At 59.9% G+C, this 26,227-nt stretch carries 18 protein-coding genes; 10 read left to right on the forward strand and 8 right to left on the reverse strand.

The window, feature by feature from the left end; translation table 11 throughout:
* Positions 1–155: 155 nt before the first annotated feature.
* The 3 genes from KTAU_RS09425 to KTAU_RS09435 all read right to left on the reverse strand — a co-directional run bounded on the left by KTAU_RS09425 (position 156) and on the right by KTAU_RS09435 (position 4,374).
* Positions 156–1,859 (reverse strand): peptide ABC transporter substrate-binding protein, encoded by a 1,704-nt coding sequence (locus tag KTAU_RS09425; protein WP_151728143.1) that lies wholly within the window; start codon positions 1,857–1,859, stop codon positions 156–158.
* A gap of 667 nt (positions 1,860–2,526) precedes the next feature.
* Positions 2,527–3,678 carry a ScyD/ScyE family protein gene (locus tag KTAU_RS09430; RefSeq protein ID WP_151728144.1) on the reverse strand — a complete coding sequence of 384 codons (1,152 nt, stop codon included), beginning with the start codon at positions 3,676–3,678 and terminating at the stop codon, positions 2,527–2,529.
* A gap of 171 nt (positions 3,679–3,849) precedes the next feature.
* The gene (locus KTAU_RS09435; RefSeq protein WP_170293175.1) at positions 3,850–4,374 is read right to left on the reverse strand and encodes an NUDIX domain-containing protein; all 525 of its coding nucleotides are present in this window, start codon (positions 4,372–4,374) and stop codon (positions 3,850–3,852) included.
* 420 nt (positions 4,375–4,794) lie between these two features.
* On the opposite strand from KTAU_RS09435, the gene KTAU_RS09440 reads away from it, so the two are divergent.
* Positions 4,795–5,808, forward strand: coding sequence for a dipeptide epimerase (locus KTAU_RS09440; RefSeq protein ID WP_151728146.1), 1,014 nt, complete (start codon positions 4,795–4,797; stop codon positions 5,806–5,808).
* 296 nt (positions 5,809–6,104) lie between these two features.
* Here KTAU_RS09440 and rpsU read toward each other — a convergent pair whose 3' ends face one another.
* Positions 6,105–6,293: a 30S ribosomal protein S21 gene (gene rpsU / locus KTAU_RS09445; protein WP_052890055.1), complete on the reverse strand. Its 189-nt coding sequence runs from the start codon at positions 6,291–6,293 to the stop codon at positions 6,105–6,107.
* A gap of 341 nt (positions 6,294–6,634) precedes the next feature.
* Between rpsU and KTAU_RS09450 the strand changes: the two genes are divergently transcribed.
* From KTAU_RS09450 to KTAU_RS09470, 5 genes are all read left to right on the forward strand, one after another.
* On the forward strand, positions 6,635–7,252 hold the full coding sequence (locus KTAU_RS09450; protein WP_151728147.1) for an HD domain-containing protein: 618 nt from the start codon (positions 6,635–6,637) through the stop codon (positions 7,250–7,252).
* A 60-nt stretch (positions 7,253–7,312) separates the two neighbouring features.
* Complete coding sequence (locus tag KTAU_RS09455; protein ID WP_151728148.1) at positions 7,313–7,729, forward strand: hypothetical protein; 417 nt, start codon at positions 7,313–7,315, stop codon at positions 7,727–7,729.
* Between the two features lie 133 nt (positions 7,730–7,862).
* Positions 7,863–8,426: a CRISPR-associated protein Cas4 gene (gene cas4 / locus KTAU_RS09460; protein WP_151728149.1), complete on the forward strand. Its 564-nt coding sequence runs from the start codon at positions 7,863–7,865 to the stop codon at positions 8,424–8,426.
* Positions 8,427–8,643: 217 nt separating this feature from the next.
* Positions 8,644–9,915: an ornithine cyclodeaminase, nickel-pincer nucleotide-dependent gene (locus KTAU_RS09465; protein WP_151728150.1), complete on the forward strand. Its 1,272-nt coding sequence runs from the start codon at positions 8,644–8,646 to the stop codon at positions 9,913–9,915.
* Between the two features lie 406 nt (positions 9,916–10,321).
* A complete protein-coding gene (locus tag KTAU_RS09470) occupies positions 10,322–11,197 on the forward strand; it encodes a DMT family transporter (protein ID WP_170293176.1) in 876 nt (291 codons plus the stop codon).
* A gap of 72 nt (positions 11,198–11,269) precedes the next feature.
* Here KTAU_RS09470 and KTAU_RS09475 read toward each other — a convergent pair whose 3' ends face one another.
* Positions 11,270–12,388, reverse strand: coding sequence for an RpnC/YadD family protein (locus tag KTAU_RS09475; RefSeq protein WP_151728152.1), 1,119 nt, complete (start codon positions 12,386–12,388; stop codon positions 11,270–11,272).
* A gap of 738 nt (positions 12,389–13,126) precedes the next feature.
* Between KTAU_RS09475 and thrS the strand changes: the two genes are divergently transcribed.
* From thrS to KTAU_RS09490, 3 genes are all read left to right on the forward strand, one after another.
* Entirely contained in the window at positions 13,127–14,926 is a 1,800-nt protein-coding gene (gene thrS, locus KTAU_RS09480; protein WP_151728153.1) for a threonine--tRNA ligase, read from the forward strand.
* 152 nt (positions 14,927–15,078) lie between these two features.
* Positions 15,079–15,753 carry a dTMP kinase gene (locus KTAU_RS09485; RefSeq protein ID WP_151728154.1) on the forward strand — a complete coding sequence of 225 codons (675 nt, stop codon included), beginning with the start codon at positions 15,079–15,081 and terminating at the stop codon, positions 15,751–15,753.
* Positions 15,750–16,313, forward strand: a complete 564-nt coding sequence (locus tag KTAU_RS09490) for a GrpB family protein (RefSeq protein ID WP_151728155.1) — start codon at positions 15,750–15,752, stop codon at positions 16,311–16,313. The genes KTAU_RS09485 and KTAU_RS09490 overlap by 4 nt, the downstream gene beginning before the upstream one ends.
* Before the next feature lie 98 nt (positions 16,314–16,411).
* Here the strand turns inward: KTAU_RS09490 and aceB are convergent, their stop codons facing one another.
* The 3 genes from aceB to secA form a co-directional block, all read right to left on the reverse strand.
* Entirely contained in the window at positions 16,412–18,010 is a 1,599-nt protein-coding gene (aceB, locus tag KTAU_RS09495; RefSeq protein ID WP_151728156.1) for a malate synthase A, read from the reverse strand.
* A gap of 184 nt (positions 18,011–18,194) precedes the next feature.
* Positions 18,195–19,508, reverse strand: coding sequence for an isocitrate lyase (aceA, locus tag KTAU_RS09500; protein ID WP_151728224.1), 1,314 nt, complete (start codon positions 19,506–19,508; stop codon positions 18,195–18,197).
* Positions 19,509–19,769: 261 nt separating this feature from the next.
* Positions 19,770–23,207: a preprotein translocase subunit SecA gene (secA, locus tag KTAU_RS09505; RefSeq protein WP_151728157.1), complete on the reverse strand. Its 3,438-nt coding sequence runs from the start codon at positions 23,205–23,207 to the stop codon at positions 19,770–19,772.
* A 1,075-nt stretch (positions 23,208–24,282) separates the two neighbouring features.
* On the opposite strand from secA, the gene KTAU_RS09510 reads away from it, so the two are divergent.
* Positions 24,283–25,932 (forward strand): L-lactate permease, encoded by a 1,650-nt coding sequence (locus KTAU_RS09510; protein WP_151728158.1) that lies wholly within the window; start codon positions 24,283–24,285, stop codon positions 25,930–25,932.
* Positions 25,933–26,227 lie beyond the last annotated feature (295 nt).

Raw genomic sequence — 26,227 nt, forward strand, 5'->3', positions numbered from 1 at the left:
AAAACCTGGCATCCTGAACCCGCAGACCCACACACACCCGCCCAGCGGGCCTGCAGTGCGGGCCGAGAGTGCAGAATGCCAGGCTTACTCAGCAGCGCCTCAAGAGCGCTGCCGGCCTGCTCAGCGCTTCGCCAGCAGCCGGCCAGCGCGCAGTCTCAGACGGTGAAGTAGATGTTGGCCCAGTCGTCGGGCGGAATGATCGACAGGCCATTGTAGACAATACCGTGCAGCTTCGTGCTCTGCATGAGCTGGATCTTGTTCTGATAGATGGGGATCCAGCCCACGTCATCGACGATCTGCTGTTCAGCCTGATTGTACTGCTGCATGCGCTGCGTCTGATTCAGATTGACATCGGCCTCTTCGAGGAGCTTCTGAACCTGCTGCTGCTGCGCAGCATCGGTCGAGTTGTTCTGACCGTAGTTCATCTGGTTGTAACCAGAGCCTTTGTCGAAGAAGACCGACAGGAAGTCCTGCGGATCAGGATAGTCTGCCAACCAGCCAGAAATCCAGACCTGCAGGCCATTGGGGTTGTTAACGGTAGCGTTCTCCAGGGTGATAAGCTTCTCGTAGGTGGTGCCGACCAGCTTGACGTTAGCCCCGAGGACAGTCTGCCACATCTGAGCAATGGCCTGGGAGGCGTCAACGATGGCCTTGACATCGGTGTAATAGTTGAAAGTGATGGTCGGCAGCGAGGTCATGTGCTCTTCTTGCAGGCCCTGCTGCAAGAGCTGCTTGGCCTTGGCTTTATCACCAGACAGGCTGCTGACGCCAGCCGGGCCAACCAGGTTGGGGTTGTAGCCCGGCATGCCTTGGGGAACAATGTGGTTGGTGGCCTCCACGGTGTTCCTGAAGACGGTCTGCTGTAGCAGCTCTTTGTCAATGGCCAGGGCGAAAGCCTGGCGAATGTGGATGTTGTCGAAGGGCTTCACCAGGTAGTTCATGGTGATGTACCTGATGCGGAAGTTCACGTATTCGTGAAACTCCGGCGAGCTGCGTACCGCATCGATCTGAGCCGGCGGGATGCCAACAACACCAGTATAGTCGAACTGATGCGACTGGTAGGCGCGGAAGGTGGTGTCCTGGTCACCAGAGATCAGGTACTCCAACTTCTGGATCTTGGGCTGGGGACCGTAATAGTTGGGATTGGGTACCAGAACGATGCCTTTGGTGTGATCGTAGCTCTGGACCTTAAACGGCCCGTCGCCACCTCCCTCGGTCAGGTGGTCGGTCCACTTGCTGCCGTACTTGTCGATCAGCTTCTTCTCGACCACGTATGAGCAGGGATAGGTCAGAGCCTGCAGGAAGTAGGCCGCAGGCTTGCTGATCTTGATGACAACCGTGTTGGGATCAGGCGCCAGCAGGCTATCGCCGATCAGGGTCGGGATCTTACCGCTGGTGATCTTGTCGTAGTCCTTGATTAGATTGAGATAGTAGGCGACCTGCGACTTGGTGGCCGGTTGCAGGGTGCGATCGATGCTATAAATAACGTCCTGCGAGGTGAGCGGCGTGCCGTCGCTGAATTTGAGGTTGGGCCGCAGATGGAAGGTATAGGTGAGGCCATCGGCGGAGACCTCATGAGACTGGGCTAGCTGGTCGCGAAGCTGGACGTTATGATCCCACTCGACCAGGCCCGTCCAGATAGCTTGAATGGTGTCGGCGTCGACAGCAAGCTGTACCAGGGCCGGGTCCAGCGTGCCAAAATCGGTCGCTCCGATAGGAATGCGCAGCACCTGCTTGTCAGGCGGCGCAATCTGTGTACTGCTGGTGCTGCTCTGCCCTCCACCGCAGGCCACGAGCAGCGCAATGAGGCAGAGCAAGGCCGGAATTAAGGCCAAAGGGAATGGTCTGCTCTTACGCACGGGTAACCTCTCTTCTGGCTTCTGTCCTGTCGGGACGGAGAAGATGGTAATGAGTGGCTTTGTACCAGCCGGCACCGACTGGTAACATCAAGAAGATGCTTCCTGCTACGCGCTCCCCCGAGGATGGTGACGTTTCTTCTTGTGCATCATTGCCTCCTTTCGATCGCTGAAACGTCCACTTGCTGCCTTCCTTAGTAGCAGGCTGAGCTGTATAGATATTACGTCCATTCTGAGAGGAATCTCTCAACAATTTAAGCCTGCTTACTTTCCGCCGCACACTCCCACTGTTCCCCACTTACACCTATCTCTGCCGCCCCCTCGATTGCAGCGCATTCGAGCCTTGATCGATTTTTCTGTATTCATAGATATATACCGCTCTTTTTCTCTTATAATCATCCATCATTAGTATCACTTTTCCCTCTTTAACTCCTTCTTCCTTACCACTCTCGCCGATCAGCTCCTCTCTCCTTCGGGTAAGCAAGACTATAAGATAAGCATGAGAGAACGTCCAGTCCAAAACGCCAGAGGGCACGAGCCTGAGCGTTTCACAGGCAGCTCGCGCTGCCTCACTCAGCAGGCCCGTGCCTTTTTTTCTTAGGGAAAGCTGATCGATCTGCCCCGCCGGATCAGGACGGGATTTAGAGCGGGCCGGCGAGGGCAACAAGGGTCAATGCTCAGGGAGATGGATGCGCAGGATCTCTCCCTGCCCAGGGGCGTAGCCGTAGCCCTTGTTCGATACATAGAGATCGCCATCCGGCCCGAAGGTCATGGCTGTCGGGAAACTGAGGCCCGAGGCCACCAGTACCTGACGTCCACGCTCGCTGACGCGCACAATCACGCCAGTACCGGGCACCGGGCCAGCATTATTAGCAGTGGTTGTCTCCAGGACATAGAGTCGCCCGCGCCAATCAAAAGCCAGGCCAACCACTGCCGTCAACCCGCTCATCAAGACACGTACATGGCCACGCGGTGTGATCACCAGCAGCTTCTCTGTGCCAACATGCACCGGGAAGGTGCCCAGGTTGGCCACATAGAAGAGACCACGACGAAAGGCCACCGCTGTCGGCACAATGTGGCCCTGGCTGGCCGAGATATCGGCCACGCGCTGGATCTCACTCCCTGCATGCCGATCATGCTGCCAGCGCGGGGTAATCCGATCCAGTTCACCGTGATTCGGCTCCAGCGCATAGAGGCTCCCATCGACCGCCACCATACTATACCAGGTTCCATCAGGCTCAAAGTCTTCCGGCTCAGGATGCTTGACCGGATGCGTCTGCAAGAAGTGACTGAGGTTGGCAATGTAGACAACGCGATGACGCTCCGGCTCAAAGCGGAAAATAGCGTTGGGCACCTGTGGTACGCCGTGCGAGCAGCCAGCACCGGCGAGCAGGCCGTAGAGCGTGTGGCCAATGAAGCTGAGATCAGAGACGCCACTGATCTCGCCTCCGCTGGCCGGACTGGTCTGGCTGGAAGGCAGATGATCGATCAAGGTGACACGCTTGCCGTGACGGTCAATGCGCGAGATGCGCGCGCTGAAGCCGCCCGTGTACGGCCCGATCGGCGACGGCACCTGCTGACAGCGACCCACCGTAGATTGCTTGCCACCAAGGCCACCTTCAGCGACATAGAGCTGCCCGTCAGGACCGAAATGCAAGCCACGCGGGTTGTTTAGCCCAGTTGCAAAGATGCTGATCTTGCCAATCGGCTCGGACTGGGGCAGGGCACGCGCCCGCGGCGGAGCTACCACTAGCGACGCTGGCACGATCAGCCCGATGGCTACGGCCCACACGAGGAGCTTTCGGAGGCGCGTTGCGTTCATTTTTTCCTCTCCACTATCATTACGATGTTATTCCAAAATCGGATATATAATCTTCGATGGTTATATATCCGTATGTTCTGCTACTACTATAGAGAGGAGGCTGAAACACAAGCAGGCGCCCGTGGGAGAGGCAGCCAGCAGCGGCCGCCCCTCCCCATTTCGACCAGGATCTCAGTGCATCAGAGGTACCAGGGTTTTGACGTGACTCAGCTCATCGCGCCGGCGCTGACGATAGCCCAGGTAGTCATCGAGGACACGCAGCGACTGGCTATCCATGCGTTGTCGCAGATCCTCCTCTGTAAGCCAGCACGGGCGGCCCTCCATTCCCGGATGCAGCAGCCCACCGCGCACGCGCGCGTGATAGACAAAACTGATCGTACTCATGGCCTGCCAGTCAGCTGTCACCAGCGAATAAAAATTGATCAGATCATCGGCCTCCAGCAGGAGACCCGTCTCTTCGCGTCCCTCACGCTCCGCCGCCTCGCGTGGGTGCTCTCGCCAGGTCATAAAGCCGCCAGGGAAGACGGCCCGCCCGCTGGGAAGGAGCAGCGCCAGGTAGCGTCCCTGCTCCTCGACGACCACCGCTGCGCTCCCGAAGGGCGGCAGCTTCCCGCCGAGCAGGCGATTCAGCAGATTAAAACAGTAACTGACACAGCGCTTCAAACACGTATAAAGTGCTGTCTTTATCGCATTCATATGCATGCTCTGTTTCCTCTTTTCCAGCTTCTTGCTCGAGAACCCGGGCCCCGAGAGAGCCGCCAGGCTGTAGGTCTGACTGCCTACAGGAGCGAGGGCGTCGGTACAGGAGAGAGTATAGTCAGTCGCTGTTGCAATGAAGGCAGAGTTCTGTCTCAAGCCTGTCGCAACCTCATCATCGACCTTTCTCCAGACCAAACCAGGAGCAAGGAGCAGACAGCCATTGGCCTCCTATGCTATGCTCTGAAGCAGATACGGCCCTCCAGCCCTGGCGTTGCGTCGGACCTCCTATGCTGAGAGAGCAGCTCTGGAGTCAACCAGTCAGGTCCGAGGAGAGAGCGAAGGAGGAGGCGCGACGGGAGTCAGGAGGAGCCAGCCCGCAGCAATCAAGATCCCGAGGAGAGCAAGGAGCAGCCAATCATGCAGTTAGAGACTCGTCCATTGCAGCTCAGACTCAGTACGCCTTTCCGCATCTCGCGCGGCGTCGAAGAGGTCGCCGACAATCTGCTCGTCACCATCACCCACGACGGCCTCAGCGGCTACGGCGAAGCCGCCCCCTCCGCCTACTATGGCGACACCCTGGCCACCACACGCGCCTGCCTGGAGCGCTTTGCTGAAGAGCTTGGAGATGACCCGTTCCTCATCGAGGACATTCTGACGCGCCTCGATCAGGCCATCGGGCGCAGTCCTGCCGCCAAAGCCGCTATTGACATGGCCCTCTACGACCTCGTTGGTAAGCGGCTCAACCTGCCGCTCTATCGTCTGCTCGGCCTCAATCCTGAGCGCAGCGCCCTCACTTCCTTCACCATCGGCCTCGATACTCCTGAGCGCATGGCCGAGAAGGCAGCTCGCGCCCGCGACTATCCGATCCTCAAGATCAAAGTAGGCACCAGGCACGACGTTGAGAACGTGCGGGCCATCCGCGCTGTCTCGCAGGCCACCCTGCGCGTTGACGCCAATGCCGGCTGGACCGTCAAGGAAGCCATCCGCACCATCAACGCCCTGGCTGAGTACGGTATCGAGTTTGTCGAGCAGCCCATCGCCCCCGGCGACCTGGAGGGCTTGCGCCTCCTGCGCCAGCAGGTCCCCGTCCCAATCATTGTCGATGAAAGCTGTGTCTCGCTGGAAGACGTTCCACGCCTTGTCGGCTGCGTCGATGGCATCAACATTAAACTGATGAAATGTGGCGGCATCAACCGGGCCCTTAAGCTGATCCACGCAGCCCGCGCCCACCACCTTCAGGTCATGCTGGGCTGTATGATCGAAAGCTCGCTGGCAATCACCGCTGCCGCTCACCTGACGCCACTTGTCGACTACGCCGATCTCGACGGCAACCTGCTCATTGACAACGACCCTTTCAGCGGCGTACGGGTCGTTCAGGGCAAGCTGATCCTGCCTGACGCCCCCGGCCTGGGGGTGACGCCGCGCGCCTGACACACCAGCGAGCCAGCAGGCGAGGATTCAGGCGTTAGGGCCAGACTTCAAGGGGAGCAGGCAAAGTAAGAGAGGTATTTCTGCAAACAGGGGAGGGGGAAGCTTCTATCGAAAAAGGGGAGATGGGAAGATGTCACTGCAGGAAAGGAGATACCCCAAGCCGGCAAAGAGGGAGCGCCAGACAGGTCCCACTCCTCAGCGAGCCACTCCCCTCTCCCATATCCAGAGAGGAACAGCTTGTATGGTAATCATCGGTAGGTGGCGGCCAGCATCCCGTTGCGGGTCTGGCGCCATCCTCAACCACGGCGCGAACGACGAAGTTTACGGCGCAGGTTGGCCGCCTTACGTTTGCGGCGGTCCTGCGGACTCTCATAGCGCGCACGACGGCGGGCTTCAGAGAGAATGCCATCCTGCTGCACGCGGCGGTTAAACTTTTTCAGGGCGACGTCAAACGGTTCGCCCGGATTAACCTTAATCTCGCTCATCGAGAAAACCAGCCCCTATCTAGATCTGCCGCTACCCGCAGCGGCCCACATGCAGCCCGCCGTCGGTAACAGGCATACAATAGAAGGATGAGAAATGCTGTAATGATCTTTACTCCCGAGGAGCGCGGGCCCATGCTGCTCTGCAACGAGCTGAGCGCGCCGCGCCCATCTCGATTGCTCCCAGTATAGCATACTTTGCGCGCAGGACGCTATCCTTTCCCTGCTTTTCCCACAGGGCGGTGGCAGCAGGCCATACACCCGCGACGGGAGACCTGTGCTATAATGGAAACTCCCAGGACACTCGCCTGAGAGAAACGAGAGCAACTGGAGAAAACGTGCATATGCCAACTCGCGATGATGCTTATCGTCTGATGACCGAGCACGTGAAAAATCTGAATCTGCAGCGTCATATGTTAGCCGTCGAGGCCGCCATGCGCTTCTACGCTCGCAAATACGGCGAGGACGAAGAGCTGTGGGGCATTACCGGTCTGCTGCACGATTGCGACTACGAGGAATACCCTGACCTGCAGCAGCACACCCGCGTGCTGGCCGGCTGGCTGCGCGAGGCCGGCTACGACGAGCGCATTATCTATGCCATTCTGGCCCATAATGACCTCAATGCCGAGACTCACCCACGGACCGATCTGCTCTCCAAAGCACTCTATGCCTGTGATGAGATCACTGGCCTCATTACTGCGACTGCGCTCGTACGGCCCAACAAAAGTATTCTTGGACTGGAGGTCTCGTCGGTGCGCAAGAAGATGAAAACAAAGGGCTTCGCCGCCGGCGTCAACCGCGAAGATATCGTACGCGGAGCCGCGGAGCTGGGCATTGACCTTGACGAGCACATTGCCAATGTCATCACGGCCATGTCGGGCATCGCCGCTGAGCTAGGGCTGGCCGGTACCAGTCCCAGCCCCGAGGCCAGCGAGGCGAAGCAGGCCGCCCGCAGCGAATAAGGCCGGTGGCGGTCACGGCGGGAAGGAGGGCCGTCACGCTGCCGCGGTGGAGGAACCTCCATGCAGCCAGAGCAACGCCAACCGCGAGGGAAAGAAAAGTCCAAACGCTATTTTACCGCCAGCGAGGTGGCAGCCTTCGAATACTGCCCGCTCGCCTGGTGGTACGAGCAATACGAGCCAGCCGCCCAGGCAGATACAGAAGAGCTATTTGCGCGCATGGTTGAGCTGGAGCACGAGCACGGCCCCCAGGCCACGGCGCTCCCAGAGTACCAGCTGCACGAGCGTCTCCTGTTGCGGCGTGGTGCCTTCGATACCGGGCAGGAGCAGCATCGAGAACATGCGGAGGCGCTGGAAGACGTTTACGATGAAGCGCGCGCCCTGCCCTTCGCCGGCTGTAGCCGTCGGCTCACTCTGGTCGCCATTGTGCTCTTAATCAGCGCCATTGCGCTGATCGCCGCCGCCGTCTTCCTGCGCTGACTGGCTGGCTGAGGGCGTGCACTCGCTCCTCTTCGCCTGCTCGGCGCAGCCAAAGCCGGGCCGGGCCGAGCCGGTCGTGAGCGAGCGGCGCACGCCGTGAGCAACAGAGAGCGGCTGTACGAAGAAATGAACCATGCTCAATAGCATCTTGCTTTCGCTTGGCCTTGCTGTTCTGCTCATTGCCATCGCGCTCTTGCTCCTGCTTCGCAATGAGCGTGCTGCCCAGCGTGCTCGCCTGTTGGCAGAGCGCCAGCGTGCTCTGGGTCTGCCGGAGGGCACTCTTGTCTACGAGGACGCCGACGGCCAGGGGGAGCCGCTGGTATCGAGTAGCTATCCGCTGGTTGGTAAGCCGGACTACGTGGTCGAACTACCAGACGGGCGGCCTGTGCCGATCGAGCTGAAGCCACAGGTGCAGAATGCCACCGCTCCCTATAGCAATCACGTGGTGCAGATCGGCGCTTACTGTCTGATTTTGGAGGACTACTTCGCTGTTCCCCCAACACACGGTATTCTGCGCTATGCCGACAACGAGTTTACGATCGAATATACGCCGGCGCTGCGGCGCAAAGTGATTCGCCTGCTAGAAGAGATGCAGCGCTGCAGTGCCGAGCAGCCGCCGGTCCTTGCTCGCCAGAAGGCGGCCAAATGCCGTGCCTGCCCCTTCCAAAGCATCTGTCCTATTGGACGACGCTGGTAGCCACCAGTGCGGCGGCTCTGGCCAGTGTCAGGAGTTGACAGCCATGCCCGGGCGCACTAAACTTGGACCCAAGAACAGCGCGCGGGGCCACAGGTGGGCAACGGAGTCGCCTCTTTTCCTCTCTGTTCCGTCCTTGCCCTGTTACTTCCGCAACGCCCAAGCAGCAAGCGGTGCTTGAGCGTTCCATCTTGTTTGGTCTGGGGGAAGCGTCTTTCTCATGGCGAGCGAAATTATTGAACTCAGTGGACATATCATTGACTCCTGGACATTGCCGCGCGCCTGGGACATCATCATGGATCGCGGCGGTGACTTCCTGATTCAGGAGATTCAGGTCGGTAAGCATAAGAGCGAGCCGAGCTACGTGCGCATGGAGATCAAAGCCGATGACGAGCAGACGCTCGATCTGATCCTCTCGGAGCTGCAGCAGCTCGGGGCCATGCTCGTCAATGGTCACGATGTGCGTACAGCGCGTGTGGAGCAGCGGGGAGTGCTCCCCGAGGGCTTCTATTCGACGACGAACCTGCCGACGCAGGTCCGGCTCGGGGGCCAGTGGGTCGACGTGGAACACATCGAGATGGACGTGGCCATCGTCATTGATCGTGAGCACCGCCGTGCCTACTGCAAGCCGATGCATGAGGTCGAGGTCGGCGACGAGGTGGTGGTCGGCCACGAAGGTATCCGGGTACAGTCCTTTGAGCGCGCCCGCGAGCGCGAGATCTTTGCCTTTATGCAGAGCGATGTCTCTTCTGAGAAAGCGAAGATCTTGATGATCCAGCACATTGCGCGTCAGATGCAGGAGACCCGGGCCCGCGGCGGCAAGATTCTCTTTGTGCTCGGTCCGGCAGTGATCCACACGGGGGCTGGCCGCTATGTGGCGGAGCTGATCCGGCGCGGCTACGTGCAGGTCATTTTCGGCGGGAACGCTATTGTGACCCACGATGTGGAGGCGGCCCTCTTCGGTACCTCGCTCGGGGTCGATCTGCGCACGGGTGAACAGGTCGAAGGCGGCCATCGCAATCACCTGCGGGCGATCAATGCTATTCGGGCAGTTGGTTCGTTAGAGAAGGCGGTCGAGGTTGGTCTGCTCCGTGAAGGGTTGATCTATGAGGCAATCAAGCACCAGGTGCCGCTGGTGCTGGCCGGTTCGATCCGCGACGATGGTCCCATGCCGGGCGTGATTACCGATATGCAGGAGGCGCAGCGCCAGATGCGCCGCGCTCTGCCTGGGGTGGAGATGGCGATTATGGTGGCTTCGATGCTGCACGCCATTGCCACCGGCAACCTGCTGCCAGCCACAGTACGCACGGTGGTGGTGGATATCAACCCGGCAGTGGTGACGAAGCTGGCCGATCGCGGCAGTTTCCAGGCGGCTGGTCTGGTCACCGACGCTGAGCTATTCCTGCGCGAGCTGGTCGAGGCTCTGCGACACGAGGGCGCTTTTCCCGACGCGGCAGGCTTGCAGGCCGAAGCCGGTCACACTCAGAGGTAGAGGTGCCGAGGCTCTCTCTTCGACACCGCTCTCGCCTGCCTCCGCCTCGCCGTCCGCTGCGGGCTGACGGGGCGGGGCTTTTTGTGTTAGACTGATGGCTGGCAGCTTGGCGGCCTACCGCTCGGCTCCGACACATAGATAGGCCGAGCCCGCTACGATAACCTTACCTCTCTGCCTGCCCTTCGACCTCCGCGCTGCCTCGATAGCCGGAAACTGGAGAGAGGTGCGATAGCGACTTTGCTCGATAGACACTGGGAACCATAGGCTCGCGGTCCCCTGGAAAGGTACCTGTCTCATCGCTATGACCCCACAAGAGAAGCTCTCTGCTCGGCAGGAACAGCCCGGACTGGTCTCGTCTGCCTCTGCTCCTGGAGAGCCATCTCCAGCAAGAGGACTCTGGTGGCGCTTGCGCATCGATGGGTTGCTTCTGGTAGTGACAATGATCTGGGGCAGTACGTTCCTGGTGACGAAGTACACCATCCATTTTGTCGGTCTCTTTACCTACCTGGGATATAACTTCGGCATCGGAGCGCTGACGTTGGCGTTGCTTTTTCGCCGCCACTTACGCCACCTGACGGGTGCAGAGCTGCGCAGTGGCCTGATTCTCGGTCTGCTGCTCTTTAGCGGCTATGCTCTGCAGACATTGGGCTTACAGTACACAATCACGAGCAAGGCGGGCTTTATTACGGGCCTGTATATTCCTCTGGTGCCGCTCTTTGCCGTCCTGCTCCTTCGCCAGCGCCCCTCGCTAGAGGCAGGGCTTGGCTTTCTCTTCTCGCTGCTGGGCCTGACGCTGCTCTCGGTGAACAAGGATTTCAATCTGAGCTTTGGTCTGGGCGAAGCCTTGATTCTGGGCTGTGCGATTGCTTTCGCACTGCACATTGTCTGCATCAGCAAGTTTGTGGTGGGGGCTGATGCACTCAATCTGGCGATTATCCAGCTGGCTACGACTTCAGCACTGAGTTTGACAACGGCGCTGTTGACCCATGAGGGATTGCTGTTGCCAGCGAGCGCGCCAATCTGGGGAGCGGTGCTTTTTATGGGTGTGGTGGATATCGGCTTCTGTATGGGGACGATGAACTGGGCACAGCAGTATATCAGTAGCACACATGCGGCGCTGATCTATGCCTGCGAGCCGGTATGGGCGGGAATCTTTGGGACGCTGGCAGGCCAGACCTTGAGCGGCTTGGCCTGGGTGGGAGGCGCCTGCATCTGCTTGGGAATGATCATGAGCGAGGTGCGCCTGGCAACGCTGCTGAAGAGTCGGCGGCGCTCGGGTTAGAAGGCAAGACTGCTCGCCTTCATCTTCAGCAGCACAGAGCAGGAGCAGTCAGCCAGTACAGTGGATGGCTGTCTACTGCTCCTGATGCCCGATTTCACCGTTGGACGGGCGACGACGTTCGTTCGTCTGCTCCACCAATCGCTGGCGAAGCTGCTCGCCTTCCTGGATCAGGCCAACGCTCACCACCAGCTCGGTCAAGACCGCTGGCTCGTTGATGCCGGCAGCAACCTCCCGGGCCAGCTCACCAAGCTCGGGAAAGCGGGCCGATACCATGACTACCAGCATGCGCCGCAATTCGTTCAGGCGCTCGGCCCGTTCTTGCTGACGTCCTTCCCGACGTCCTTCTTTCAGTCCTTCCTTGAGACCTTTCTCGCGCCCTTCCTTGAGACCTTTCTCGCGCCCTTCCTTCAACCCCTCCTCCAGAATCATCTGATAGATATCTGTCTGTTTCAGCTCCTGAATGAAATCAGCCAGCATAGTAAACTGCTCCTTTAGCCACTGACGCTCACTGGCCGGGGCCACCGCCCAGGCCAGGGCAGCGATCAAGAAACCGATAGCCAACAAGTCATAGCGTCCGGCCTGCTCCAGACGCCTCTTCATCTCCACAATCAGCTCACGACGTTGCCCTTCACGTGTCAAAGGCAGCAGCGGCAGCGTGCCCCAGCGTCCCGACTGCAGCAGTTCCGCCGCTGGCATATCCCAGAGCTTCAGCACCAGGAAATGAAATTCATGCACTTTCTTTTTATTAGGTAACTCGCGCTGATAGGGCGTGAGCGGCGCGGCACAACGACGGAGATAGACGACACACGACCAGACCGGGCATCGATAGCGTTGGTCCGCAAGAACATTATACAACAGCAGGCGCTCGGCCATTCGAGCATCAGGACCACTTTGAAACTCTAAATGCACCATCACTGGCTTGCCCGCCAGCTCACAAGCGCTCACCACATCAGCCCGCAGCGCTCCTAGCTCTCTCAAGAGCGGAATATCTGCAAGCACAAACTCGGCGGAGGCATCGCGCTGATAACGCGCCTCGGGCAAAACAAGCTCGACAAAATCCTGAGCTGCTAGCTCGAAGAGCCGCTTCAGCGCCAGATCCCAGGATGTTCCCATTGCCCCGTTGGCCTGTTCCTCCTCACACACTAGATTGATGAATTGATTATAACAGATATCGTTTCTTATTACAACCACTGATCTTTCCTTTATATTACACAAGAATCTTCTTATAAGCAAGCAATCTATATTGAAAGAAAGATCGACTCTCTATAGAGAGCGAGCCTGCAACAGCCATCTCGTGCCCATTTCTCAGGCTGTCCTTTACACTGAACGGTAAGTGTGCTATACTTGGAAGCACTGAGATTATGGCCCCAGCGTCTCGTCGCGAGACGATAGCGTAACCGTAAGCATCTCCAAGGACAAGAGAAGATCAGCAACAGCGGCGATCACGCGAGACATGTCCCCTCCGCAGGGCATTCAGAGAGGTAACGCCAGCGGCTGCAAGCGTACCTGCCCGAGGGAGATCCGCTTCCGAGCCAGCCTGGTTACTCTGTTGGCGCTCCAGCAATCGTGAGCACCAGCCAGCCACTCTGCTCGGAAAAGGAGTACGGAATGGGATACCCCTCGCCAGCCTGTACCGAGCCAGTAAGGTACACGCCTCGACCCCGTTAGCGGTCGCACGAGCGCAGGTCTTCGCTCTCCTACCAGGGCCATACGAGTGGCTCTGATGGGGCGTCTTGAGCCTTTCCTTTGGCATGTCTACCCTGCTCAGGATGAGCACCTGCGAAAGATGGGTGGAACCACGGAAGCGTCTTCAGCCTTTCGTCCCTGTTGGGATGAAAGGCTTTTTTATTGTTCGGCCTGGTGCCGGATGGATAACCTCGCCAATGAGCGAGTGCCTCAGTAGACCAGACAGGGAGGTGTCTCAAAAGTATGCCAGCAGAATCTGTCGAAGCTGAAATTCAAGAAACGGTCAATTATACGCCGCTCCAGCGTATGCGCCATTCCGCGGCCCACGTCATGGCCGAGGCCATTCAGGAGATGTTTCCCGAAGCCCGCTTCGCCATCGGGCCGGCCATCGAAGATGGTTTCTATTATGATTTTGAGCTGCCGCGCCCGCTCACGCCCGAGGACTTTCCCGAGATCGAGCACCGTATGCGCCGCATCATCGAGGCCCGGTATCCTTTCATTCATGAGCGCTGGCCGCGCGAGAAGGCCCTGGAGTACTTCCGCAATAAGGGCCAGGTCTATAAGGTCGAGATTATTGAGAACCTGCCCGACGAGGAGGTCGGCATCTATAAGCAGGGCAATTTTCTCGACCTCTGTCGCGGCCCCCATGTGGAGCACACGGGGCAGATCGGTCCCTTTAAGCTGATGCGGGTCGCTGGCGCTTATTGGCGGGGCGACGAGCATCGCCCCATGTTGCAGCGCCTCTATGGAACGGCCTGGTTCACGCAGGAAGAACTCGACCAGTATCTCTGGCGCCTCGAAGAGGCGCAGAAGCGCGACCATCGCAAGCTGGGCCGCGAGCTGAAGCTCTTCCTGATGAGCGAGGATGTTCCTGCTGGGGTACCGCTCTTCTTGCCTCACGGCGAGATGCTGCGCCACCTGATGGAGTCCTACGTGCGCGAGACGCAGGAACGCTACGGCTATCAGCACGTCTGGACGGGTCATCTCGGGAAAGTGCGCCTTTATAAGATGTCTAAGCACTGGTATACGTACCGTGAAAATATGTTCCCGGTGATGCGAGGCGAGGAAGAGCAGTCGGAGGACGACGCCTATGTCCTGAAGCCGATGAACTGTCCTCATCATATCCTGCTCTATAAGTCGCAGCTGCACAGCTATCGCGAGCTGCCGATCCGCTACGCCGAGTTTGCTACGCTCTACCGCTATGAGAAGCCCGGCGTGCTGACGGGCCTGGCACGTGTGCGCAGCTTGACGCAGGACGATGCCCATGTCTTCCTGCGTCCCGACCAGATTCAGGAGGAGTTCGATCGCGCTGTCGATCTGACGCTGGAGGTCTTCAATACGTACGGCCTCAACGACTACTGGATTCGCCTCTCTCTGCGCGATCCAAATAAGAAGGAGGACTACGTGGGCAGCGATGAGGTCTGGGAGCTGGCCGAAAGCTCGTTACGGGCCGCGCTGGAGCACCGCGGCATCGAGTACCGCGAGGGCATCGGCGAGGCCGCTTTCTACGGTCCAAAGATGGACTTTATGGTGCGCGATGCTCTGGGGCGTGAGTGGCAGTGCGCGACGATCCAGCTCGATTTTGTGCAGCCGGAAAACTTTGAGCTGGAGTATATCGGCGAGGACGGTCAGCCTCATCGCCCAGTGATGATCCATCGCGCGGTGACGGGTTCGACGGAGCGCTTTATGGCCATGCTCATCGAGCATTTCGCCGGCGCTTTCCCGGTCTGGCTCTCTCCAGTTCAGGCCGTGGTGATTCCGATTGCTGACCGCCATCTGGAGTACGCTCAGAAGGTCTTGGCTGCTCTGAAGAACGCCGGTGTGCGCGCCGAGCTGGATGCCCGCAGCGAGCGGATGAATGCCAAGATCCGTGACGCTCAGCTGCAGAAAATTCCCTATATGCTGGTGGTCGGCGATAAGGAGGCGGCCAGCGAGAGTGTGGCGGTGCGCCTGCGGACGAATGAAAACCGCGGCGCGATGCCGCTAGCGGACTTCGTGGCCCATATTACGGAGATTATTCGCACGCGCAGCCGTGATCTCTAGCAATGATCCAGCAAATAGTCAGGCCCAGGCCATGCAGAGAGGGGGGCCTCAGCTCTCAGCCCCTGGCCTGGGCCCTGGTCCAATCCATTCCATTGGTCTGGTGGGGAGGCGCCGAGAAAGGGAGGAGTTAGAAGAAAGGAGTCTGCCGTTCGATGTTGGTAGCCTTGGAGGGGATCGATGGGGCTGGCAAGACGACGCAGCTGCACCTGCTGGAAGAGCGGGCGCGCCGCCAGGGGCTGCGCGTGGCCAGTCTCTCGTTCCCTCGCTATACTGAGACGGTTTTCGGGCGCTGCGTGGCCGCTTATCTGCGCGGCGAGTTCGGTCCTCTGGCAGAGGTGCCGCCGCGCTCAGCCGCTCTGCTCTTCGCCGGCGACCGGCTGGAAAGTCTGGAGTTGCTTTCTCGCCTGGCGGCAGAAAGCGATCTCCTGCTGCTGGATCGCTACGTGGCCTCAAACCTGGCCCATCAGGGAGCGCGCCTTGCCGTCTCAGAGCGCGATGCTTTCCTGGCATGGTTGGCGCACCTGGAGTATGAGGTCTTTGGTCTACCGCGCCCCACGCTCACGCTCTATCTGCGCCTGCCGGTGGCGGTCGCCAGCAGCCTGCTGGCGACGCGCGCGCAGCAGCGGAGATCGGGCGCGCGCGATCTCCACGAGGAGAACGCTGCCTATCTGGCACGCTGCGCCGAGGTCTATGAACAGCTGGCCAGCGCCCATGCCGATGGTCCCTGGGAGATCGTTTCCTGTGTCGATGAGAAGGAGAGACTGCGCTCACCGGAGGAGATCCAGGTACAGGTCTGGTCGCTGCTGGAAAGGTATCGCACTGTATGAGCCGCCGTGTTGTGCTGGTCGACTACGATCCACAGTGGCCGCAGGAGTACGCCGCTGAGCGCCAACGGCTGCTTGAGGCCATCGGCCCCTGGCTGGTGGCCATCGAGCATATCGGCAGTACCTCGGTGCCCGGCCTGGCCGCCAAGCCCATTATCGATATCATGGCCGCAGTAGCCCAGCTCTCGCATGCCACCTCCTGCATCGAGTCGCTACGTGCTCTCGGCTATGAGTACCTTCCAGAGGTTGAGCGCTTTATTCCCGAGCGCCTCTACTTTCGCAAGCTCCGCGGCGAGGAACATACCCACCATCTGCACATAGTGGAGTACGACAGCCCTTTCTGGCAGCGTCACCTGCTCTTCCGCGATTACCTGCGTGCCCATCCGGCTACAGCCCAGGAGTACGCTCTCCTGAAGCGGGCGCTGGCGGCACGTTTCCCAAACGACGTCGCAGCTTATACCGAGGCAAAAACCGCTTTCATTAGGGGTATCGAAGCCAAGGCCGCTCTCTGGTCGGCTCGGGGACGGCCAGCGCCACCAGCCGCTGAGCAAGATGAGCTGTAAGGCCAGAGGGACAAGGGCCAGAGTCCCAACCCAAATCAAACCAAAACAAAGCGAAAGGAGGGATCTCCTCCCTCCCCTCGCATCTATCGGCAGGCCCATCAATCGATGAGCTCGTACGCCGGCAGCGTCAGAAACTCGGTAAACTCGCGGTTGGCGATAATGCCATCGAGGAGATTGTAGGCCTGCTCATAGCGGCGTGACTGATAGGTCCGCTCACCGACGGCGGCCTTGATCTTCTCCAGCTCCTCGCGCGCCAGCTGGCGTACCAGCTCCAGTGTTACTTTGCGCCCATCGTCCAGGATGCCGCGCGGATGATGCACCCATTGCCAGATCTGCGAGCGCGAGATCTCGACCGTGGCCGCATCCTCCATCAGGTTATTGATCGGGACACAGCCCAGGCCGCCAAGCCAGGCCTCCAGATACTGCGTTCCTACACTGATGTTGGTACGCAGGCCGCCCTCCGTGATAGTGCCCTCGGGGACACGCAGCAAGTCGGCAGCGGTCACCTGCACATCCTCGCGCTTGCGATCGATCTGGTTCGGCTGCGGCATGACGCGATCGAATTCCTCCTGAGCCACCTGCACCAGGCCGGGATGAGCCACCCAGGTGCCGTCATGACCATCGGTCGCTTCGCGCCGCTTATCGGCACGCACGCGCTCCATCGCCTCTTCGTTGGCCGCCGGATTGTTCTTGATAGGGATCTGGGCTGCCATACCGCCGATGGCATGGGCATTGCGCCGATGGCAGGTTTTAATGGTCAGCAACGTATAGGCCCGCATAAAGGGCGTGGTCATCGTCACCTGGGCCCGATCGGGATAGAGGAACTGCTCGTGATTGCGGAACTTCTTGATGGCGCTGAAAATGTAATCCCAGCGTCCGCAGTTGAGACCCGCTGAGTGCTCGCGCAGCTCGTAGAGGATCTCATCCATCTCGAAGGCCGCCAGGATGGTCTCGATGAGCACCGTGGCCTTGATCGTCCCGCGCGGGATGCCGAGCTGCTCCTGAGCCAGGAGGAAGACATCGTTCCACAGACGCGCTTCCAGGTGGCTTTCCATCTTCGGCAGGTAGAAGTAGGGGCCAGTCCCGCGCTCGAGCAGGGCGTGCGCGTTGTGGAAGAAATACAGTCCAAAGTCGAAGAGGCTGCCGGAAATGGGCTTGCCATCAAGCAGAACATGCTTCTCCGGCAGGTGCCAGCCGCGGGGACGGACCAGCAGCGTGGCGATCTGTTCGTTGAGGCGGTAGTGTTTGCCCTCGGGGCTGACATAGCTGATGGTACGCCGGACGGCGTCGCGCAGGTTGATCTGCCCCTGCACGAGGTTGGCCCAGGTCGGGGTGAGGGCATCCTCAAAGTCGGCCATGTAGACCCTGGCCCCCGAGTTGAGCGCGTTGATGATCATCTTGCGCTCAGCGGGACCGGTGATCTCCACGCGCCGGTCTTGCAGGTCGGCAGGGACGGGGTTGATCGTCCAGTCTCCTTCACGAATGTGGGCCGTCTCTGGCAGGAAGTCGGGGAGCTTGCCGGCATCGATCTCGGCCTGCCGCTCGACACGCTTGCGCAGCAGCTCCTCGCGACGCCCCCCGAATTCGCGCACCAGCGTCACCACAAAGTGCAATGCCTCTGGCGTCAGTATCTCTGCGTATTCGGGCGGAACCGGTGCTTTGATCTCAAGCCCGTCTGGATAGCTCTGCTTCGTCATCTGCTTCGCTTCGCCTTTCTGCCTGACAACAATGGGGGCACGCCGATACGCCTGACGCGCCTGAACGCGCCCACCAGCCTCCGTCGTTTTCCCCCCCATTGTACGACATCGGTGCAGGCACGCTCAAGCGCGTCGGCGTTCGCCGCTACCCGTCAGGAGTGACCAGAAGATGGATGGAAGGATATCAATGGAATTGTTCTGCCTCGGTCGAGCCGGCCAGGGCCACGGTCGAGGCCTGGCCCCCGGAGATGACCATCGCCACTTCGTCGAAGTAGCCGGTTCCGACCTCACGCTGATGGCGCGTGGCCGTGTAGCCCTCGCGCTCCAGGGCAAACTCCTCTTCTTGCAGGTCGGCGTAGGCCGCCATGCCGCGCTGACGATAGCCCAGCGCCAGCTTGAACATGCTCTGATTGAGGGCGTGGAAGCCGGCCAGGGTCACAAATTGGAACTTGTAGCCCATCTTGCCCAGCTCGTCCTGGAAGGTGGCAATGGTATGAGCGTCGAGCTTCTTCTTCCAGTTGAAGGAAGGCGAGCAGTTGTAGGCCAGCAGCTTGCCAGGATACTTCTCGTGGATGGCTTCGGCAAAGCGCCGCGCCTCGTCCAGATTCGGCTCAGAGGTCTCGCACCAGATCAGATCGGCATAGGGAGCATAAGCCAGCCCTCGGGCAATGGCTGCCTCCAGCCCGTGGCGCGTGCGGAAGTAACCCTCGGGGGTACGCTCACCAGTGAGGAAGGGATGATCAGCCGGGTCGACATCGCTGGTGATAAGGGTGGCCGCGTTGGCATCGGTGCGCGCAATGAGAATGGTCGGTACTCCCATGACGTCCGCCGCCAGCCGAGCAGCAATCAGGTTGCGAATGGCCAGGCGCGTGGGGATCAGGACCTTGCCGCCCAGGTGACCACACTTCTTCTCTGAGGCGAGCTGATCTTCAAAGTGCACGCCCGCCGCGCCGGCCTCGATCATGGCTTTGGTCAGTTCATAGACGTTGAGCGGCCCGCCAAAACCCGCCTCTCCATCGGCCACAATCGGGGCAAACCAGTAGATGTCTCCTTTTCCTTCGGCCTGCTGAATCTGATCGGCCCGCTGCAGCGCCTGGTTGATGCGCTTGACGACGTGCGGCACGCTGTTGGAGGGGTAGAGACTTTGGTCAGGATACATCTGCCCCGCCAGATTGGCATCGGCAGCCACCTGCCAGCCGCTCAGATAGATAGCCTTGAGACCAGCTTTGACCTGCTGAACCGCCTGGTTACCCGTGAGTGCGCCGAGCGCCGCCACGTATGGCTCGCTGTGCAGCAGCTCCCAGAGCCGCTCAGCTCCCAGACGCGCTAAGGTGTATTCTATCTGAATGGAGCCGCGCAGACGCACGACGTCTTGTCCGCTATAGGGCCGCTTGATGCCCTGCCAGCGCGGATCTTCGCGCCAGGAACGCTCCAGCTCTTCGGCACTGGGGCCACTATAGGGCGTCTGCCGCTTTCCATGTGCGCCATTGCCATTCATAGTATATTGACTGCTCATTATGATCTCTGCTCCTCTCTCCAGAAGCGCTTTGATAAGCTTTGACCTATAGATCTGCGGGGCCTGCTCGCTCCATAACAAGGATAACACACGAACAGGCGAAGTTGCTATGAAATAAGTTAAAAGCTGGTAAGCTTTACGATAACCAAATGCTTATAGGTTGCCAACGCAAAGATGGGGAGCCAGTTCGTTTCTGCTGAGGTGAACTGGCTCCCCACCTTCAATGACTGATCCGGGCCTGGCCTAGGCTCCGTGACACTTCTTGTACTTTTTGCCGCTGCCGCAGTAGCAGAGGTCGTTGCGCCCGATCTTGCGCGGGGGGACCGCTGGCTGCGTCACGGGGGGGCTGGCGACTGCTGTGCCGCCGCGGGCCGCGCGCCGTCCGCCGCTGCTACGCGGGCGGGTCCCGTTGCCGTCGCTCTTGGCCTGACCGCTCAGACGTGCAATCTCGTCGACGTTGGTGCGCAGGTTGCGCGGCAGTTGACGCGGCTTCGGCTGCGGGCGTTGGACGGTCACGGTGATCTCGCCGCGCAGCATCTTGAGCAGTTCATCGACGATGTAATGCTGGATGGCGCGCTTCAGCTCCTCAAACATGCGATAGGCTTCGTTCTTGAATTCGGTCAGTGGATCACGCTGACCGACAGCGCGGAACTGGATGCCGGAGCGCATTACGTCGAGGGCATCGATGTGATCCATCCAGAGACGGTCGACGACTTGTAGTGTGATGGAGCGTTCCAGGTCGCCCAGAGTGGGCACGCCTTGACCCAGGTGCTCCTCCGCCAGCTCAGCAAGGCGGCGCCCCTGGGCTTCGTAGTGCTCGATGACCAGCTCACTCAGGCGCTCCTTCAGCTCGTCTTTGCGCAGCGCATGCAGATTCTCCGGCAGGAAGTCCTCGGGGACATGCACCCAGCGCTCGATTTGGGTGAAGAGCAGCTCTAGCTCGCCCTCATCGTTGATGGCCTGCCCGGGAATGCAGCGATCAACGAGAGCCGCAATCTCGTTGCGGATCATCTCCAGGACACGCTCGTGCATGTCGGCCCGTTCGAGGACAGCTCGCCGATCGGCATAGATGACCTCGCGCTGCTTGGCGATGACGTCGTCGTACTCGACGACATGCTTGCGGATGTCGAAGTTGTAGCCTTCGACGCGAGCCTGGGTCTGCTCGATAAAGCGTGAGACGAGGCTGCTCTCCAGCGGAGTGTCATCGTCCATGCCCGCCATCTTCATAAAATTCGAGGCCCGATCAGCCCCGAAGCGGCGCATGAGATCGTCCTCGAGCGAGAGGTAGAAGCGCGAGGAGCCGGGATCACCCTGGCGCCCGGCGCGGCCACGTAGCTGGTTGTCGATGCGCCGCGACTCATGACGCTCGGTACCGATGACGTGCAGGCCGCCTAGCTCCACAACCCGCTGGTGATCCTCCTCACACTGGCGGATCAGGTCCTGGAGGATCTCGTTCTTCTCCTCCTCAGTCATGCCCTCGATATACTGTCGGATAGCCTCTTCTTTCTCTTCACGCTCCTCCGGTGTATTCTCGGGCATTTCGCGAATGTAGTCGACGTTCTCGGCATGCTTGCGCAGCACGAGGTCAAAGTAGCTGGCAGGGTTGCCGCCCAGGAGGATGTCGGTACCACGTCCAGCCATGTTGGTGGCGATGGTCACCGCTCCGCTGCGTCCGGCCTGAGCGATGATCTGGGCCTCGCGCTCATGGTGCTTGGCGTTGAGCACGTTGTGAGGAATGCCCTCTAGCGAGAGCAGGTGCGAGAGATGCTCGGATTTCTCAACCGAGGTCGTGCCAACCAGCACCGGCTGCCCGCGCTCGTGGCGCTCTTTGATCTCTCGGACCACGGCACGCCACTTGGCCTCTTCGGTCCGATAGATGAGGTCCGGCAGGTCCTGGCGGATCATCGGCTTGTTGGGCGGGATGACGATCACATCCAGCTTGTAGATCTTATGGAACTCTTCCGCCTCGGTAATGGCCGTGCCAGTCATACCTGCCAGCTTGCGGTAGAGGCGGAAGTAGTTCTGAAAGGTGATCGTGGCATAGGTATGGTTCTCGCGCTGAACCTGCACCCCCTCCTTGGCCTCGATCGCCTGGTGCAATCCCTCGCTATAGCGCCGGCCCGGCAGTAAACGCCCGGTGAACTCGTCGACGATGATCACCTGGCCATCTTTGACAAGGTAGTCCCGATCACGCTTAAAGAGAACGTGCGCCTTGAGGGCATTCTCCATATAGCGCGCCAGATCAAGGTGTTCCTCGGCATAGAGGTTCTGGGTGCCGAGCATGCGCTCCATCTTTTCGATGCCCTCGTCGGTTAGCATGACCGTGCGCGACTTCTCGTCGACGGTATAGTCAATCTCAGGCTTGAGCCGCGGGACCAGGCGCGCAAACTTGACGTAGAGGTCAGTCGATTCAGGGCCAGGACCAGAAATGATGAGCGGCGTGCGCGCTTCGTCGATCAGGATGTTGTCGACCTCATCAACGATGGCGTAGTTCAGCTCACGCTGGACCAGCTGGCTGAGGTCGGTAACCATGTTGTCGCGGAGATAGTCGAAGCCGAATTCGTTGTTGGTGCCGTAGGTGATGTCGGCGGCATAGGCGGCACGTCGCTCGGGACTCTGCGGCTCAACGGCGTTGACGATGACGCCTACGCTCATGCCCAGGAAGCGGTAGATCTTCCCCATCCACTCGGCATCACGGCGCGCCAGGTAATCATTGACGGTCACGACATGGACGCCCTTGCCGGTGAGGGCATTGAGATAGACGGGCAAGGTGGCCACCAGGGTTTTTCCTTCACCAGTCTTCATCTCGGCGATCTTGCCCTGATGGAGCACGACACCGCCGATGAGCTGGACATCGAAATGGCGCATGTTGAGCACGCGCCGCGCCACTTCGCGCACGACAGCAAAGGCCTCAGGCAGAAGATCGTCAAGGGTCTTGCCTTTCTGGCGATAGCGCCGCGCCATGTCCTCGCTCAGCGACTGCATAGCCTCGGCTTTGTAGGCGACCAGCTCCGGCTGCAGATGGGTGAGAATGCGGCTCAGGAGCCGCTCTAAACGCTCGTCAGCCTCTTCATCGGGATTACGGGCCTGGCGGCGTTCCTCTTCGAAGATGGCCCAGGCTTTGGCAAAAGCGCGCCGACGCTCCTCCTCCGGCAGCTGCGCCAGGTCCGGTTCTACCTCCTGGAGCAAGCCCATGATGGCCTCTTCAGGGTTGGGCGCCTCCTCCGGCCACAGCTGCCGCTCTTCCACCAGGTCCATGACGGCTTCGACGCGCAGGGCGTTGAAGGTGGGATTGAGCCGCTCATAGCCAGCGGCAAAGAGCTCGTCTAAAACGTCTGCCAGCTGATCGCGCAGGACCTCCTCCTCGTCGCGTCGCCGGTCAAGCTTCTGACGGTAGTCGGTAATGGCTGCCCGAAGCTGCTCATCGCTGCAGCGCTCGGCCAGAGGCTCAACGTTGGTGACCGCCTCACGGAAGAGCTTGAGCAGCTCGTCCTCCAGGACACGCCCCCCCTTGAGATACAGGGCGAGCTGCGCGCGAAATTCTGCTGTTTTGCCCGCCAGTTCTTCGTCGCTCAGCTTCTGAATTTCAGGTTCTAAGGCATTGATCCGATCAATGATCGGCTGGATGCGTTTCAGTTCGCGCTGATTGGGATCTCCCAGAATCTTTGTTAGCAGTTGCATGTCGCTCTCTTCTCCTGCAGCCCGGCTGGCATGGTCGTCCGCATCCCTGGCTGGCGCTGGTCGGTGGGTGCCCTCTTATGGTGATGACGCCAGTTGACCGGCCCATGTTCTCATTCATTATATCACACCCCGTCTCTACCGGGCGCGAAGGCCGACCGCATGGTGCATCTTGACAGGTGACAGCATGTAATGCCACACTCTATAGTAATAAGGCTCTATGACAGGGAGGGAAGGAACGGCCAGAGTAAGCCGCTCACTGCTCTCTTGAAAAGCTCAGCCGCTTCGCGCCTCTTTTCAAGACGAAGCGGTGCCAGCAGTCCCAAGAGGAGAACAGGGTGGGTCACCGACAGGCAACCCCATCAGACGGGCCACTGATGGCTTGCCGCCTCCTGGTTGGCTAAGTAAGGCCATCTCGCCATAGGCACAGGGCCTACCCCCGTAGTTCCTCTCCCCTCGTTGTCTGCTATGCCTGCCCCAAACGACGTCTCCAGCGCCTGGCGCGTCGCGGCGCTGCCGCCTCGCCGCCTTCGGGCGAGCTAGCTACCGTAAGGCGACGGCGGACGGTGGCGACGGCCCCAATGAAAGGAGGCGATGGCCCGGTCCGGTCGCTACTCGCATCCGTTCACATCCGTCCACACCTATACACTCATCAGCGCTCTAGCCAAGCCACGAGCGAGGTCGCTATTCTGCTTACCTCAGCAACGTGAGGCGCGCTCTCTTTGTCTCTGGCACAGGCCACTGGCAGTGAGTCAGCCAGCTCAGTTCAGCTCGTCAAGCAGATCAGGCACCCCAGGCAGGCAGACAGGCAGGGAGCGCAGCAGGACAGGCCAAACAGTCCGGTTCCTTGTTCTCTTCTGCCAGGCGCTCGCCCCTGGGTTCAGTGGGTAGTTTCTGCTTTGCTCTGCTCTGCACGGCGATGATGCCAAGGCAGATGCGTCTGATCTGGTCCGGCTCCGCTGACTGCCACCCGCTGGCTTGTCCCTTGAGCATGGCGTTCGCGCTGAGGCGGACGCTGTTACAGGCACGGAGAGCGCAACCAGGATACCGTAGTCTGGACGCAAGGAGCCAAACAGCGATGTTTCACCAGTTACTGACTCCCGTTGCTAATAACCTCTTTCTCTCCTTCCTTGTAGGGATTATTCCCATCGCCGTCGTCCTGATCCTGCTGGGGGTGATCCGTCTGCCAGCCTGGCTCTCAGCCCTGATCGGGCTGATCGTCGGGTTGCTGATCGCCGTTTTCGTCTGGCAAATGCCCTTTCAGCTGGCGGCCAGCTCGACGCTCAATGGCATGGTCTTTGCCCTCTGGCCAGTGATGTGGATCGTCTGGAACGCGATGTGGCTCTACAATGTGGCGGTGCGCTCGGGGAAATTCGAGCTATTTCGCCGTTGGATGGTCCATAATGTGCCAGCGGACCGCCGCATTCTGCTGCTCATCATCGGTTTCAGCTTCGGGGCGCTGATGGAGGGAATCTCGGGCTTCGGAACACCGGTGGCAATCTGCAGCGCGCTCCTGATCGGCCTCGGCTTTGAGCCGCTGGATGCCATCGTGATGGCCCTGATTTTCAATACCACGCCGGTGGCCTTTGGGGCGCTCGGAGTGCCAATCACTACCTTGCATGGCGTGACGAATCTGCCAACGCTGGCCCTGTCGGCAATGGTGGGGCGCCAGCTTCCTATCTTTAGTCTCTTGCTGCCGTTCTATGCCCTGGTGGTCTATGCCGGTGTGCGCAGCCTGCGCACCTGCTGGCCAGCAGCGCTGGTGGCAGGTCTCTCGTTCGCCCTGACCCAGTTCGCGGTCTCTAATTTCATCGGCCCGGAATTGCCCGACGTCCTGGCATCGCTGGTGTCGCTGCTGTGCGTGATCCTCTTTGTACAGATCTGGCAGCCACGCGATACGGCGGAGTATATGGCAGCCTTTGCGAATGCCAGTTCCAGCGCCAGTGGCGAGGGCGGGACGGGCCAGCCGACCACAGAGCGCCCGACGCTGGGGGAGACGCTCCTGGCCTGGTTGCCCTGGCTGCTGGTGAGCGCAGTGGTGATTATCTGGACCTTCGCCGGCGTGGCGAAGATCGGTCAGATCAACGTGCCCTGGCCCAATCTGCATAACGCGATTTATCTGACCCTTTACAAGAAGCCCTATGCCGCGATCTATAGCTTCCAGCCCCTGGGCACAGGGACGGCTATTCTGCTGGCTATGTTGCTGACGGCAGCGGTGATGATCGCCGCCGGGGCGCGCCCGGTTATTCTCTGGCAGGCACTGACCGATACCTGGCGTCAGTTGCGCTACGCTATTCTCACGGTGATGTTCATCGTGGGTCTGGCTTACCTCTTTAACTACTCAGGCATCTCCTATACCATCGGCCTGGCTATATCCTCGCTGGGCGTGGTCTTCCCCTTCTTCTCCGTCTTCCTGGGCTGGATCGCCTGCTTCCTGAGCGGCAGCGATACGTCGTCGAACGCCCTCTTCGGCAATCTGCAGGTGGTGGCGGCCCAGCAGTTGAAGCTGAGTCCGATCTTGATGGCGGCCACCAATTCCAGCGGGGCAGTGATGTCAAAGATGATCTCTCCGCAGAATCTGACAACGGGGGCCTCGACCATTGGTTTGACCGGCAAGGAGGGCCTGGTGGTACGTCGCACATTCTGGCACAGTATCATCCTGGCCTGCATCCTGGGAGTGATTGTCATGGTCCAGCAGTACCTGATACCTGGCATTATTCCACAGTAAGCGACGCCGCTCTACTCTCCGTCGAGGAAGGTCTGCCAAGACAGGGGCGTGAGCATGCCTGCTTGTTGAAGCTGCGTGCGCTACGCCCCTCATCAGGGCAGGAGCAGCCTGGCCCCTCGTTCTGGCCAGCCAGCTCTCCTGCTCTGCTCTCCTCTCCGTCGTCCACGATGCTTGAGAGCAGGCGTCTCTGTGTCTCCGGCCCACAGTTGAATGATAACCAATTATTGACCAGAATGTGTCGATCTCTCAACTTGACTTTAATACAATTTTCATTGACACTATGTGTAGTGCCTGC

This window comes from Thermogemmatispora aurantia (assembly GCF_008974285.1).
Classification (GTDB): domain Bacteria; phylum Chloroflexota; class Ktedonobacteria; order Ktedonobacterales; family Ktedonobacteraceae; genus Thermogemmatispora; species Thermogemmatispora aurantia.